Below are 15,996 nucleotides of genomic sequence, written 5' to 3' on the forward strand. Positions count from 1 at the left end.
GTGCGCGGTCCATGGCTGACGAGGCGAAGCTTCTCGACTACCTCAAGCGGGTCACCGCTGACCTGCACCAGGTGCGCCAGCGCCTGCGCGAGGTGGAGGCCGGTGAACAGGAACCGGTCGCCATCGTCTCCATGAGCTGCCGCTTCCCCGGCGGGGTGCGCTCTCCCGAGGACCTGTGGGAGGTGGTCGCGTCCGGCCGGGACGTGGTCACCGACTTCCCCGAGGACCGCGGCTGGGACCTCGGGTCGCTCTACGACAGCGACCCTGAACAGAGCGGCACGTCGTACACGCGGCAGGGCGGCTTCGTCCACGACCTGGCCGACTTCGACCCGGGCTTCTTCGCGATCTCCCCCCGCGAGGCGCTGGCGATGGACCCGCAGCAGCGCTGGCTGCTGGAGACATCGTGGGAGGCCCTGGAGCGGGCCGGCATCGACCCGCACTCGCTGCGCGGCAGCCGCACCGGCGTCTTCGCCGGCAGCACCGGCCAGGACTACGGCACCGTGCTGATGGGCGCCGCGCAGGGCCTGGAGGGGCACCTGATGACCGGCAACGCCGGCAGCGTGGTCTCCGGCCGGATCGCCTACACCTTCGGGCTGGAGGGCCCGGCGGTCACCATCGACACGGCCTGCTCGTCCTCGCTGGTCGCCCTGCACCTGGCGGGGCAGGCGCTGCGGCAGCGGGAGTGCACCCTGGCGATCGTCGCCGGGGTCACCGCCATGTGCACCCCGGCCGCCTTCGTCGAGTTCTCCCGGCAGCGCGGCCTCGCCGCCGACGGCCGCTGCAAGGCGTTCGCCGCCGCCGCCGACGGGACCGGCTGGTCCGAGGGCGTCGGCGTCCTGGTGCTGGAGCGGCTGTCGGACGCGCAGCGCAACGGCCACCCCGTCCTCGCCGTGGTGCGGGGCAGCGCCGTCAACCAGGACGGCGCCTCCAACGGCCTGAGCGCTCCGAACGGGCCGTCGCAGCAGCGGGTGATCCAGCAGGCGCTGGCCAACGCCGGCCTCGCCACCGGCGGCGTGGACGTGGTGGAGGCGCACGGCACCGGCACCCGGCTCGGCGACCCGATCGAGGCGCAGGCGCTGCTCGCCACGTACGGGCAGGACCGGGGGGACTCGGCGCCGCTGCTGCTCGGGTCGGTCAAGTCGAACATCGGTCACGCCCAGGCCGCCGCCGGTGTCGCCGGTGTGATCAAGATGGTCATGGCGATGCGGCACGGCGTCGTACCGCCCACCCTGCACGTGGACGAGCCGACGCCCGAGGTCGACTGGTCGGCCGGCGAGGTGTCGCTGGTGACCGAGGCGACGCCGTGGCCGGCGGTGAGCCGGCCGCGCCGCTCGGCCGTCTCCTCGTTCGGGGTGTCCGGCACGAACGCCCACACCATCCTGGAGCAGGCTCCAGAGCCCCAGCAGTCCCCGTCGGCCGCCGCCGCGTTGCCGGTCGAGCGGCCGGTCGTGCCGGTGCCGGTGTCGGCCCGGGACGCGGCCGGCCTCGCCGCGCAGGCGGGCCGCTGGGCGGCCCGGATCGCCGCCGACGAGACCCTGCGGCCCCTGGACGTGGCCTTCTCGTCGGTCACCTCACGCTCCACCCTGGAGCACCGGGCCGTGGTTTCCGCGACCGGCCGTGAGGAGTTGCTGGCCGGGTTGCGTGCCCTGGCCGCCGGGCAGCCGTCGGGTGCGGTCGTCACGGGCCAGGCCGGCGGCCGGGGTCCGTTGGCGGTGCTGTTCTCCGGCCAGGGTGCGCAGCGCGCCGGCATGGGCCGGGAGTTGTACGCGGAGTTCCCGGTGTTCGCCGCCGCCCTCGACGAGGCGTGCGGGCACCTGGACAGGGCCCTGCCGCGCCCGCTGCGCGAGGTGCTCTTCGCCGAGCCGGGTTCGGCTGAGGCGGAGTTGCTGGATCAGACGGTGTTCACGCAGGCCGGTCTGTTCGCCGTCGAGGTGGCGCTGTTCCGTCTCGTCGAGTCCTTCGGCGTCGCCCCCGACCTGGTCGGCGGCCACTCGATCGGTGAGGTCACGGCCGCGTACGTGGCGGGGGTGCTGTCGCTGGAGCACGCCTGTGCGTTGGTGGCGGCGCGGGGCCGGTTGATGCAGGCGCTGCCCGCCGGGGGTGGGATGCTGGCCGTCGCGGCCACCGAGACCGACGTGGCGGCCACGCTGGACGGGCTGGCCGGTGTAGGGATCGCGGCGGTCAATGGTCCGCAGGCCGTCGTGGTCTCCGGTGCCGTCGAGGCCCTCGACGAGGTGGAGCGGGTCTGGAAGGACCGGGGTGTGCGTACGCGTCGGCTCGCGGTCAGCCACGCGTTCCACAGTCCGTTGATGGAGCCGATGCTCGCTGATTTCCGGGCCGTTCTCGACGGGTTGGAGTTCGCCGCGCCGGTGCTGCCGGTCGTGTCGAACGTGACCGGGGCCCTGGCCGGCGATGAGATCCGCACGCCGGAGTACTGGGTGCGGCACGTACGCGAGGCGGTGCGGTTCGCCGATGGGGTGACGGCGCTGCGGGCGGCGGGTGTGGATACGTTCCTGGAGGTCGGCCCGCGTAGCGTGCTGACCGCGATGGCGGCCGACATCCTTCCCGCCGACGACGCCGTGCTGGCCGTCGCCGCGCAGCGCGCGGACCGGCCCGAGGTGCACGGGCTGCTGGCCGGGCTGGCCGAGTTGCACGTGCGCGGGGTGGCGGTCGAGTGGCGGCAGTGGTTCGCCGAGACCGGCGCGCGCCGCGTGGACCTGCCCACGTACGCCTTCCAGCACCAGCGCTACTGGCCCGAGGCGGGCGCCGGGTGGACCGGCGACGTCACCGCCGTCGGCCTGCGCCCCGCGCAACACCCCCTGCTCGGGGCCGCCGTCGGCGTCGCGCACGCCGAGGGATTCCTGTTCACCGGCCGGCTGGCCCGGCGTACCCACCCGTGGATCTGTGACCACGTCGTCTTCGACACCGTGCTGCTGCCCGGCACGGGCTTCGTCGAACTCGCCCTCCAGGCCGGCGCGCACGTCGGCGCGGACCACGTCCGCGAACTCACCCTGGAGTCGCCGCTGATCCTGCCGGAGACCGGGGGCGTCGACATCCAGCTCTGGATCGGCCCGGCCGACGAGACCGGCTGCCGGTCCGTGTCGCTGCACTCCGCCCAGGACGGCGAGCCGGCCGAGGGCGCGGGCGAGCGGACCTGGACCCGCAACGCCAGCGGTGTGCTGGCCAGCGGCCCCGCCGCCCCGAGCGGCCCCGCCGGCTGGTCCGACCTGACCACCTGGCCGCCGCCGGGCGCCACCGAGGTCGGCACCGACGACCTCTACCTGAACCTCTCCGCCCAGGGCTACGACTACGGTCCGTCCTTCATCGCCCTGCGCTCCGCGTGGCGGCGCGGCGACGACCTCTTCGCCGAGCTGGCGCTGCCCGAGGCCCCCGCCGCCGAGGCCGGCGGGTACGGCCTGCACCCGGCCCTGCTCGACGCGGCGCTGCACACCCTCGGCCTGACCACGTCGGCCGGAGAGCCTTCAGGGGCGGGCATGCCCCCGGGGTACGGCCGGCTGCCGTTCTCCTGGAACGACGTCGCCCTGCACGGCGGCGGGGCCGCGGCGGCCCGCGTCCGGGTCTCGCACACCGGCCCCGACAGCATCTCGCTGCTGCTCACCGACGTCGCCGGTGCGCCCGTCATCTCCGTCGGCTCCCTGGTCCTGCGGCCGGTCTCCGCCGACCAGCTCCGCACCGCCTCCGGCGGCGGCACCGAGTCGCTCTTCCAGGTCGATTGGGCGCCGCTCGCGCTGCCCGCCGGCCCGTCCACTGCCGACTGGGCGGTCATCGGCGACGCCGCGGCGCTCACCGACGCGGTCGCGGCCACCGGCACGGCCGTGGCGGCGTACCCCGACCTGACGGCCCTGGCCACGGCGATGGACGACGGGACGGACGCGCCCGGCGTGCTGGTCCTGCCGTTGCTCGACCCGCCCGCGTCGGCGGACGTGCCGCGCGCCGTCGCCGAGGCGACCCACCGGGTGCTTGCCGTGCTCCAGCAGTTCCTCGCCGAGGAGCGCTACGCGGTGTCCAGGCTGGTGGTGCTGACCTCGGGCGCGGTCGCCACCGACCGGGACGCCGACCTGACCGACCTGGCCGGCGCCGCCGCGATCGGCCTGCTCCGCTCCGCCCAGTCGGAGAACCCCGACCGGTTCGTGCTTGTCGACGTCGACGACGTGGCCGGCTGTGCCGCCGTGCTCGTCCCGGCCGTCGCGACCGACGAACCGCAGGTCGTGATCCGCGCGGGTGTCGCCGCCGGCGCCCGGCTCACCCGGGTTCCCGCCCCGGCCGAGCCGCCGGCCGCCCCGTTCGACTCCGACGGCACCGTCCTGATCACCGGCGCCACCGGCACCCTCGGCCAGCTGATGAGCCGGCACCTGGTCAGCACGTACGGCGTCCGGCACCTCATCCTCACCAGCCGGCGCGGCCGCGCCGCCGGGGGCGTCGCGGAGCTCTGCGCCGAGCTGGAGGCGCTCGGCGTGAGCGTCACCGTCGCCGCCTGCGACGTCGCCGACCGCGCCGCCGTGGCCGAGCTGCTGGCCGGCATCCCGGCGGAGCACCCCCTCACCGCTGTCGTCCACGCCGCCGGCGTCCGCGACGACGGCGTCATCTCCTCGCTCACCCCCGAGCGGATGGACGGCGTGCTGCGGCCCAAGGTCGACGCCGCGTGGCACCTGCACGAGCTGACCGCCGACCTCGGCCTGAAGGCGTTCGTCTCGTACTCCTCGCTGGCCGCCACCGCAGGCGGCCCGGGCCAGGGCAACTACGCCGCCGCCAACGCGTTCCTCGACGGGCTGGCCCACCACCGCAAGGCGCGCGGCCTCGCCGCGCTCACCCTCGCCTGGGGCCTCTGGGCCGACCGCAGCGGCATGACCACCGAGCTGGACGACGTCCACCTCAACCGGATCTCCCGCTCCGGGGTCGCCGCCATGGAGGCCGAGGAGGGGCTCGCGCTCTTCGACGTGGCCTGCCGCACCACCGACGCCGCGCTCGTCCCGGCCCGGCTGGACCTCGCCGCGATGAAGGTGCAGTTCGCCGGCGGGAGCATCCCGCCGCTGTACCGGGCGCTGATCCGCACGCCCGCGCGCGCCGCCGCGGCCACCACCGGCGCGTCACTGGTGCAGCAGCTCGCCGGGCTGGGCGACGCCGAGCGGGCCGCCGCGCTGGTCGAGATCGTCCGCGGGCAGGCCGCCGCCGTGCTCGGCTACCCCGACCCGGCGGCCATCGAGCCGCGCCGGGCGTTCAGCGAGTTCGGCTTCGACTCGCTGACCGCCGTCGAGATGCGCAACCGGCTCAACAACGCCTTCGGGATGCGGCTGCCGGCCACCCTCGTCTTCGACTATCCGACCCCGCACGACCTGGCGGGCTTCCTGGGTACGGAGATCGCCGGCACCCCGGTCCCCGTGCGACCCGCGACGACCACCGTGCCGGTCGGCGACGACGAGCCCCTCGCGATCATCGGCATGGCCTGCCGGCTGCCCGGCGGCGTGTGGTCGCCCGACGACCTGTGGCGGCTGGTGGTCGACGGCGTCGACGCGATCAGCGACCTGCCGACCGACCGTGGCTGGGACCTCGACAGCCTCTACAGCCCCGACCCCGACGCCCCCGGCACCTTCTACGCCCGCGGCGGCGGCTTCCTCAGCGGCGTCGACCGGTTCGACCCCGGCTTCTTCGGCATCTCGCCCCGCGAGGCCCTGGCCATGGACCCGCAGCAGCGGCTGCTGCTGGAAACCACCTGGGAGTCCTTCGAGTCCGCCGGCATCGACCCGGCCGACGTACGGGGCAGCAGCACCGGCGTCTTCGTCGGCACCAGCGGCCAGGACTACGGCTCGCTGCTCGCGTACTCGCCGGAGGCCGCCGAGGGCTACATGCTGACCGGGATGACCAGCAGCGTCATCTCCGGCCGGGTGGCGTACACGTTCGGGCTGGAGGGGCCGGCGGTGTCGCTGGACACGGCCTGCTCCTCGTCGCTGGTGGCCCTGCACTGGGCCGGTCAGGCGCTGCGGCGCGGCGAGTGCGACATGGCCCTCGCCGGTGGCGTGATGGTGATGGCCACCCCGACCGCCTTCGTCGAGTTCTCCCGGCAGCGCGGCCTGGCCGCCGACGGCCGGTGCAAGTCGTTCGCCGCGTCGGCCGACGGCACCGGCTGGTCCGAGGGCGTGGGCATGCTGCTCGTGCAGCGGCTCTCCGACGCGCGCCGGCAGGGCCGCACCGTGTACGCGGTGGTGCGCGGCTCGGCGATCAACCAGGACGGCGCCTCCAACGGGCTGACCGCCCCGAACGGTCCGTCGCAGCAGCGGGTGATCCGCCAGGCGCTGGCGTCGGCCCGCCTTACCACGGCCGACGTGGACGTGGTCGAGGCGCACGGCACCGGCACCACGCTCGGTGACCCGATCGAGGCGCAGGCCCTGCTGGCCACGTACGGGCGGGAGCGGCCCGCCGACCGGCCGCTGCTGCTCGGCTCGATCAAGTCGAACATCGGCCACGCCCAGGCCGCCGCCGGGGTGGCCGGTGTGATCAAGATGGTGCAGGCCATCCGGCACGGCCTCGTCCCGGCGACGCTGCACGTGGACGAGCCGTCCCCGCACATCGACTGGACCTCCGGCGCCGTCGAGCTGGCCACGGAGTCGCGGCCGTGGCCGGTGGTGGACCGGCCGCGCCGGGCGGCGGTGTCGTCGTTCGGCATCTCCGGCACGAACGCCCACGTGATCATCGAGCAGGGTGACGAGCCGGTCGACGCCGCACGCGTGGACACCCGGCCCGGCCTCGTGGATTCCGGCGTCGTGGCATGGCCGCTGTCGGGGCGGTCGAGGGAAGGCCTGACCGGCCAGGCGGCCCGGCTGGCCCGGCACGTACGCGAGCACGGCGAGGTCGATGCGGCGGCGGTGGGCTGGTCCCTGACGACGACCCGGTCGACGTTCGACCAGCGGGCGGTCGTGGTCGGGTCGAGCGCGGAGGAGTTGCTGGCGGGGCTGGACGCTCTGGCGTCGGGGTCGCCGGCCGGCAACGTGGTCGCGGCGACGTCGTCGTCGCACGGTGCGGGCCCGGTGTTCGTGTTCCCGGGTCAGGGTGCGCAGTCGGCGCGGATGGCGGCGGGCCTGGTGGGTCGTACGCCGGTCTTCGACGCGCGGCTGGCGGAGTGCCAGCGGGCTCTCGCGCCGTATCTGGACGTGGACCTCGTGTCGGTGCTCACCGGTGACGACGAGTCGTGGCTGGCGCGGGTGGAGGTCGTGCAGCCGGTGCTGTGGGCCGTCGGCGTCGCCCTCGCCGCCGTGTGGCAGCACGCGGGTGTGGTTCCGGCGGCGGTGATCGGTCACTCGCAGGGTGAGATCGGCGCGGCGTGTGTGGCGGGGATCCTGTCGCTCGGGGACGCGGCGAAGGCGGTGGCGTTGCGCTCCCGGGCCCTGACCGCGCTGCGCGGCACCGGCACGATGGCGTCGGTCGACCTCCGCGCGGACGCGGTGACGGAGCGCCTGCCGGGCTTCCCCGGGGTGGGCGTCGCGGCGGTGAACGGTCCGTCGACCGTGGTGGTGTCGGGTCCGCCGCAGCCGGTCGCGGATCTGGTGGAGGCGTGTCAGGCCGACGGGGTGCGGGCGCGGTTGATCCCGGTGGACTACGCGTCGCACTCGGTGGCGGTGCAGGAGGTGGCGGAGCGGTTGCGCGCGGACCTGGCCGACGTGAGCCCGCAGCCGGGGCACACTCGGCTCGTCTCGACGTTGACGGGGGACTGGGTCGAATCGTCCTCGATGGACGCCGGCTACTGGTACGACAACCTGCGGCAGACCGTGCAGTTCGACGCCGCCGTGCGCGTCGCTGTCGCCGCCGGGCACACCACGTTCGTCGAGATCAGCCCCCACCCGGTGCTGACGATGCCGGTGACGGCGATCCTGGACGATGCCGGCGTCACCGGGCACACCCTGGGCAGCCTGCGCCGCGGTGACGACGACCCGACGCGGCTGCTGACCAACCTCGCCACCGCCCACGCGATCGGCCTGCCCGTCGACCTGACGGCCGTCCTCGCCGGGACCGACCCTGTCGCCCTGCCCACGTACGCCTTCGACCACCAGCGGTACTGGGTCGAGCCGCCGGCGCACCGGGCGCAGGACGTCAGCTCCGCCGGTCTCCAGGACGCCGGGCACCCGCTGCTCAGCGCCACGCTGACGTTCCCCGACAGCGAGCGGATGGTCTTCACCGGGCGGCTGTCGGTGCGTACCCACCCGTGGCTCGGCGAGCACCGGGTGATGGACAACATCCTGCTGCCCGGCACCGCCTTCGTGGAACTCGCCACATACGCCGGTGCGCAGGCCGGCTGCCCGACGGTGGAGGAGCTGACGCTGCTCGCCCCGCTCGTCCTGCCCGAACTCGGCGCGCTCCAGGTGCAGCTGACGGTCGGCGACCGCGACGACGACGGGCGGCGCACCGTCCAGCTCCACTCCCGGCCCTACCGGGACGGCTCCGACGAGATCCTCGCCGACGTCGCCTGGACCTGCCACGCCACCGGCCTGCTCGGCCCGCAGCCGGCCGACGCCGCGCCCGCCTTCGACCTGGGGGTGTGGCCGCCGCCCGGCGCGACGCGCGTCGAGTCCGACGACTTCTACTCCGGCATCGAGGCGACCGTCTTCGGATACGGGCCGGCGTTCCGGGGTCTGCGTGCCGCGTGGATCCGCGACGACGAGGTCTTCGCCGAGGTCGAGCTGCCCGCCGGCCACCACGCCGAGGCCGGCCGCTTCGGCGTGCACCCGGCGCTGCTCGACGGCGCGCTGCAGGCCATGTCGATCGGCGGCTTCCTCGGCCGGATGGGCGACGGCGCCGACGCCGGCGTGCCCCGCCTGCCGTTCGCCTGGACCGGGGTCTCCCTGCTCGCCGCCGGGGCCACCGCCCTGCGCGTGCGCGTCGCCGCGGCCGGCGAGGTCGGCGTCTCGTTCCAGGTGGCCGACGCCACCGGCGCCCCGGTGCTGCACGTCGACTCGCTGATCATGCGCCGTGTCTCCGGGGACTCCCTCGGCGCGGCCCGCTCCGGCCGGCACGAGTCGCTGTTCCAGGTGGACTGGCCCGTGCTGCCCGTGCCCACCGGCCCCGTGCCGGCGGCCACCCGCTGGGTGGCGCTCGGCGACGACCTGGTGCTCAGCGCGGCCTGCGAGGCGGCCGGTGCCCGGGTGCGTACCGACGTCGGGCTCGACACCCTCGGCGACCTGCTCGCCGGGGGTGAGCCGGCGCCCGAGCTGGTGATCGTCCCGGTCGGCGACGCCGGGAACCCGTCGGACCCGGAGCTCGCCGCGCAGGCGCGCGCCGCCACGCACCGTACGCTCGCCGCGTTGCGGACCTGGCTCGCCGACGACCGGTTCGCCGACTCGCGGCTGGTGCTCGTCACCCGGGACGCGGTCGCGGCGGGGGAGCAGGAGCAGGTGAACCTGCGCCAGGCCCCGGTCTGGGGCCTGCTGCGTGCCGCCCAGCTCGAACACCCGGGCCGGTGCCAGCTCGTCGACCTCGACGACGCCCCGGACAGCGCCGCCGCGCTGGCCGCCGCCATCGCCTCCGGCGAGCCGCAGCTCGCCGTGCGCGACGGGCAGGTCCGCACCCCACGGCTCGGCCGGGTTCCGGCCGGTGTCGAGCCGCTGCCCGGCGGGATCGACCCGGCCGGCACCGTGCTGATCACCGGCGGCACGGGCGTGCTGGGCCGCATCCTGGCCCGCCACCTCGCCACCAGCCACGGCGTACGGCACCTGCTGCTGGCCGGGCGGCGCGGCGCGGCGGCCGAGGGGATCGGCGACCTGGTCGACGAACTCGCCGGCACCGGTACGGAGGTGACCGTCGCGGCCTGCGACGCCGCCGACCCCGAGGCCCTGTCGGCGCTGCTGGCCGGGGTGCCGGCAGCGCACCCGCTCACCGCCGTGGTGCACGCCGCCGGCGTCCTCGACGACGGCGTGCTGGAGTCGATGACCCCCGAACGGGTGGACGCGGTCGCCGTGCCGAAGATCGACGCCGCCTGGCACCTGCACCGCCTCACGGCCGACGCGAACCTCGCGGCCTTCGTCCTGTTCTCGTCGGCGGCGGCCACGCTGGGCAGCGCCGGCCAGTCCAACTACGCGGCGTCGAACGCCTTCCTCGACGCCCTCGCGGCGCACCGCCGGGCACGCGGGCTCGCCGGCATCTCGCTCGCCTGGGGCCTGTGGGCGCAGGCCAGCGGCATGACGGGCCACCTCGGCGACGACGACGTGCGGCGGATGGCCGAGCAGGGCGCCACCGGCCTGGCCACCGAGCAGGCGCTGAATCTCTTCGACGCCGCGTGGCGGCTCGACGCGGCAACCGTCCTGCCGATGCGCCTGGACGTCGGGACGCTGCGCGGGCAGGCGGAGACCGGCACCCTCGCGCCCATGCTCCGGGCCCTGGTCCGGGTGCCGCTGCGACGCTCCATGGACGCCACCGGTGCCCGCTCCGGCGGGGTGCAGCTCGGCCGGCGGCTCGCCGGACTGGCCGCCCCGGAGCGGCTCAAGGTGGTGCTCGACGTGGTACGCGCGAACATCGCCGCCGTCCTCGGCCACGCCGGCTCGGACGCGGTCGACCCGAACCGGCTCTTCACCGACCTGGGCTTCGACTCGCTCACCGCCGTCGACCTGCGCAACCGGCTCAACAGCCTGTCCGGCCTGCGGCTGCCGGCGACGCTCGTGTTCGACTACCCGACGCCGACGGCGCTCGCCGAGAAGCTGACGAGCGAGATCGCCGCCGACGCGGCGCCCTCCACCCAGCCGCTCTTCCAGGGCATCGACACGGTGGAGAGCCTGCTCACCGCCATCCCGCTCGACCCGGCGGCCCGCGCCCGGTTCACCGCCCGGATGCAGGACCTGCTCGCCAAGGCGTCCGATCTGGCGGCCGGGCCCGCCGTCGAACCGGACCGGCCAGACCTCGACTCGGCCAGCGACGACGAGATCTTCGACTTCATCAGCAAAGAGTTTGGAATCTCCTGAGATGACCAACCTTCGGACCGAGGCAGGGGCCACCCGATGAGCGACGACAAGCTGCGGTACTTCCTGAAGCGGGTGACAGCCGACCTGCACGACACCAAGCGCAAGCTGCAGACCGTCGAGGCCCGCGACCAGGAGCCGCTGGCCATCGTCTCGATGAGCTGCCGCTTCCCGGGTGGTGTGCGGTCGCCGGAGGACCTGTGGGAGCTTGTCGCCGACGGCCGGGACGCGCTCACCGAGTTCCCGGACGACCGGGGCTGGGACCTGGAGGCGCTCTACGACCCCGACCCGAACAAGCCGGGCAAGAGCTACACCCGCATCGGCGGGTTCCTCGACGGCGCCGGTGACTTCGACCCGTCCCTGTTCGGGATCTCGCCGCGTGAGGCCCTCGCCATGGACCCGCAGCAGCGGCTGCTGCTGGAGACGTCCTGGGAGGCCGTCGAGCGGGCCGGCATCGACCCGCTGTCGCTGCGCGGCAGCTCCACCGGTGTCTTCGTCGGGCTGAGCACCTCGAACTACGGCATGGGTCTGCCGAACGTGCCCGAGGGCGTCGACATGTACATCGGCACCGGCAACACCACGAGCGTGGCGTCCGGCCGGATCTCGTTCACCCTCGGCCTCAACGGCCCGGCCGTCACCGTGGACACCGCCTGCTCCTCCTCGCTGGTGGCCCTGCACCTCGCCGTGAACGCCCTGCGCCGCGGCGAGTGCGACCTGGCCATCGCCGGTGGCGTCACCGTCATGGTCACCCCCGGCGTGTTCGTCGTCTTCTCCCGGCAGCGCGGCATGTCCGTCGACGGCCGGTGCCGGGCCTTCGCGGCCGGCGCGGACGGCACTGGCTGGGGCGAGGGCGGCGGCGTGCTCGTCGTGGAGCGGCTGGCCGACGCCGAACGCAACGGCCACCCGGTCCTCGCCGTGATCCGGGGCAGCGCCCTCAACCAGGACGGCGCCTCCAACGGGCTCACCGCCCCCAACGGCCCCTCTCAGCAGCGGGTCATCCGCCAGGCCCTCGCCAACGCCCGGCTCGGCTCCGCCGACGTCGACATGGTCGAGGCGCACGGCACCGGCACCACCCTCGGCGACCCGATCGAGGCGCAGGCGCTCATCGCCACGTACGGGCAGGACCGCCCGGCGGACCGTCCGCTGTGGCTGGGCTCGGTGAAGTCGAACATCGGCCACACCCAGAGCGCCGCCGGCGTCGCCGGGCTGGTCAAGATGGTGATGGCGCTGCGTAACGGCGTCATGCCGGAGACCCTGCACATCGACGAGCCGTCCCCGCACGTGGACTGGACGGCCGGGGCGGTTTCCCTGCTCACCGAGTCCAAGCCGTGGCCGGAACTGGACCGCCCCCGCCGCGGCGGCGTCTCCTCCTTCGGGGTCAGCGGCACCAACGCCCACGTCATCCTGGAGGAGTACCGCCCGCGCGTCGCCGAGGCGGCGACCGCCGACGGCGGGCAGGCGGACGGGACCGACGCCGTCGAGCCCGCGCGCCGGCCGGGCCTGGTCGCCTCGGACGTGACCCTCTGGTCGGTGTCGGCCCGGTCGAGGACCGCCCTGGGCGGGCAGGCGGCCCGGCTCGCGGACTTCCTGCGCAGGCGCGGCGAGATCGATCCGGCGGCGGTCGGCTGGTCGCTGGCCACCACCCGCTCGACGTTCGACCACCGTGCCGCCGTCGTCGGGTCGACCGCCGACGAGCTGCTGGCCGGGGTGGACGCCCTCGCCGCCGGCCAGCCGGCGGGGAACCTCGTCACCGGTACGGTCACCAGCGCCGGCGCAGGTCCCGTCTTCGTGTTCCCGGGTCAGGGGGCGCAGTCGGCGCGGATGGCGGCCGGGCTCGTCGGTCGTACGCCGGTGTTCGACGCGAAGCTGGCCGAGTGCCAGCGGGCCCTGGCGCCGTACCTCGACGTGGACCTCGTCGCGGTGTTGACCGGTGACGACGAGTCGTGGCTGGAGCGGGTCGAGGTCGTGCAGCCGGTGCTGTGGGCCGTCGGCATCGCCCTGGCGGCCGTGTGGCGCGCGGCGGGCGTCGTCCCGGACGCGGTGATCGGTCACTCCCAGGGCGAGATCGGCGCGGCCTGTGTCGCCGGGATCCTGAGCCTGGAGGACGCCGCGAAGGCAGTGGCGTTGCGGTCGCGGGCGCTGACGGTGCTGCGGGGGACCGGGACGATGGCGTCGATCGACCTGTCCGCCGACGCGGTCACCGAGCGCCTGGGGGAGTTCCCGGGCGTCGGAGTCGCGGCCGTCAACGGGCCGTCCACCGTCGTGGTGTCCGGCCCGCCGCAGCCCGTGGCCGACCTCGTGCAGGCGTGCCAGGCGCAGGGCGTCCGCGCCCGGCTGATCCCCGTGGACTACGCGTCGCACTCCGAGGCCGTGCAGCAGGTGGCCGAGCAGCTCCGCGCGGACCTGGCCGGCGTCACCCCGCGGGCCGGCCACACCCGGCTGGTCTCCACCCTCACGGGCGAGTGGGCCGACCCGCTCACCATGGGCGCGGAGCACTGGTACGACAACCTGCGGCAGACCGTGCAGTTCGACGCCGCGGTCCGTACGGCGGTCGCCGCCGGGCACACCACGTTCGTCGAGATCAGCCCGCACCCGGTGCTGACGATGCCGGTCACCGCGATCCTCGACGACACCGGCGTGAGCGGGCACACCATCGGCAGTCTGCGTCGTGGTGACGACGACGCGACCCGGCTGCTGACCAACCTCGCCACCGCGTACGCCGTCGGCCTGCCCGTCGACCTGGCGGACGTCCTCGCCGAGACGGAGGTCGCGCCGCTGCCCACGTACGCCTTCGACCACCAGCGGTTCTGGCTCGACGGCAGCGGCGGGCCCGACCTGGAGACCCTGCTGTCGGGCATGAGCGGCGACCCGGGCGACGCGGGCTTCTGGGCCGCCGTCGAGAGCGGGGACGTCACGGCCCTCGCCGAGACCATCGCCACCGAGGAGACCCCGGCACACGAGGTTCTCGACGCGCTGCTGCCGGCCCTGCCGATGCTCACCTCCTGGCGCCGGCAGCGGCGCCGGCAGGCCGACATCGACAGTTGGCGCTACCAGGACACCTGGAAGCCCCTGACCGGCGTCGCCAACCGGGGCATGGACGGCACCTGGGTCGTGGTCATGCCGACCGGCGACATCATCGAGCCCTGGCAGGACGCCTGCGTCGAGGCGATCGCGGCGGCCGGCGCGACGCTCGTGCCGGTGGCCGTCTCCACGCCCGACGTCGACCGCGACCAGTTCGGCAAGCTGCTGCAGGAGGCGCTCGCCGCCGGACCGGGCGGCGACGCCACCGCCGACGTCGCCGGCGTGGTCTCGCTGCTCGCCTTCGACGAGCTGGCCCACCCGCTGTACCCCTCCGTGCCCGGCGGCTTCGCCGCCACCGTCGCGCTCTTCCAGGCCCTCGGCGACATCGGCCTGCGCGCGCCGATGTGGAGCGTCACCTCCGGCGCCGCGTCGGTAGGCATGGCCGACCTGCTGCGCGCCCCGGCGCAGTCGCTGGTCTGGGGCTTCGGCCGGGTCGCCGCGCTGGAGCACCCGCAGCGCTGGGGCGGCCTCGTGGACCTGCCCGAGGCCGTGGAGGACCGCTGTGCCGACCTGCTGGTCGCGGCCCTCACCACCGCCGGGGACGAGGACCAGATCGCGGTACGCCCGAGCGGCCTGCTCGCCCGCCGGCTCACCCGCGTCCCGCTCGGCGACAGTCAGCCCGCCAACCCGTGGCAGCCGTACGGCACGGGGCTCGTCACCGGCGGCACCGGCGCACTCGGTGGGCACGCCGCCCGCTGGCTGGCCCGCAGCGGTGTGGAGAACATCGTCGTCGTCAGCCGGCGGGGCATGGCCGCGCCCGGCGCGCAGCAGCTCGTCGACGACCTCACCGCGCTGGGCGCCCAGGCCACAGTGGTCGAGTGCGACGCCTCCGACCGCGACGCCCTGGCCGAGCTGATCGAGGCGATCCCCGCCGAGTACCCGCTCACCGCGGTCGTGCACGCCTCCGCGGTCCTCGACGACGCCATGATCAACGACATCCGGCCCGAGCAGATCGAACGGGTGCTGCGGGCCAAGGTCGACGTCGCGTACAACCTGCACGAGCTGACCCTCGACCACGAGCTGTCCGCGTTCGTCATGTTCTCGTCCTTCGCCGGCAGCGTGGCCAGCTCCGGCGTCGGCAACTACGCCCCGAGCAACGCGTTCCTCGACGCGCTCGCCCAGCACCGCCGGGGCCTCGGCCTCACCGCCACCTCCGTCGCCTGGGGGGCGTGGGCCGGCGGCGGCATGGCCGACGGGCCGCTCGGCGAGCTGCTGCACCGCCACGGCGTACCCGAGATGACCCCGGAGGCGGCGATCACCGCGCTGCACCAGGCCGTGGACCACGGCGAGGCGTTCCTCACCATCGCCGACATCGCCTGGGAACGGTTCTCCGTCGCGTTCACCGCCACCCGGCCCGGTCCGCTGATCAGCGACCTGCCGGACGTGCGGCGGCTCGCCGCCGCCGAGGCGATGGACAGCGTGGAGGTCGGCGACGGCCCGGAGTCGTTGCGGGAGCGGCTCGCCGGGCTGCCCGCCGCCGAGCGGTTCGCCGTGCTGCTCGGCCTGGTCCGTGGCCAGGTCGCCGCCGTGCTCAACTACCCGTCCGCCGACTCCGTGGACGAGCATCGGGCGTTCCGGGAGCTGGGCTTCGACTCCGTCACCGCCGTCGAGCTGCGTAACCGGCTCGGCGCGGCCACCGCCGTGGCCCTCCCGGTCACCCTGGTCTTCGACTACCCGACCCCGACGACCCTGGCGGAGTACCTCTACGCCGAGGTCGCCCACGACGACGTGGTCACCCCGAACGCGCTCCTCGACGATCTGGACCGGATCGCCGAGGGCCTCGACGTGGTCGCCCGGGACGAGGCGGCCCGGGTGCGGGCCACCGTACGCCTGCAGGCGATGCTCTCCCGGCTCGGCCAGGACAGCGGTGGCGCCGACATCGGCCGGCACCTCGACGACGCCACCGACGACGAACTGTTCGCGATGGTGGACAAGGACCTCGGCATCTCCTGACCCA

At 74.9% G+C, this 15,996-nt stretch carries 2 protein-coding genes; both read left to right on the forward strand.

Translation table 11 applies throughout. The annotated features are described in order from the left end of the window. Window positions 1-11: 11 nt before the first annotated feature. A complete protein-coding gene (locus tag O7542_RS06060) occupies window positions 12-10,961 on the forward strand; it encodes a type I polyketide synthase (RefSeq protein ID WP_281605825.1) in 10,950 nt (3,649 codons plus the stop codon). A 36-nt stretch (window positions 10,962-10,997) separates the two neighbouring features. Then, entirely contained in the window at window positions 10,998-15,992 is a 4,995-nt protein-coding gene (locus O7542_RS06065) for a type I polyketide synthase (RefSeq protein WP_281605826.1), read from the forward strand. Window positions 15,993-15,996 lie beyond the last annotated feature (4 nt).

Source organism: Micromonospora sp. WMMC264 (assembly GCF_027497275.1).
In the GTDB taxonomy this organism is placed as follows: domain Bacteria; phylum Actinomycetota; class Actinomycetes; order Mycobacteriales; family Micromonosporaceae; genus Micromonospora; species Micromonospora chalcea.

Coding starts and splice junctions, on each gene's coding strand:
- O7542_RS06060 (WP_281605825.1), top strand. CDS start 12: ATGGCTGACGAGGCGAAGCTTCTCGACTACCTCAAGCGGGTCACCGCT.
- O7542_RS06065 (WP_281605826.1), top strand. CDS start 10,998: ATGAGCGACGACAAGCTGCGGTACTTCCTGAAGCGGGTGACAGCCGAC.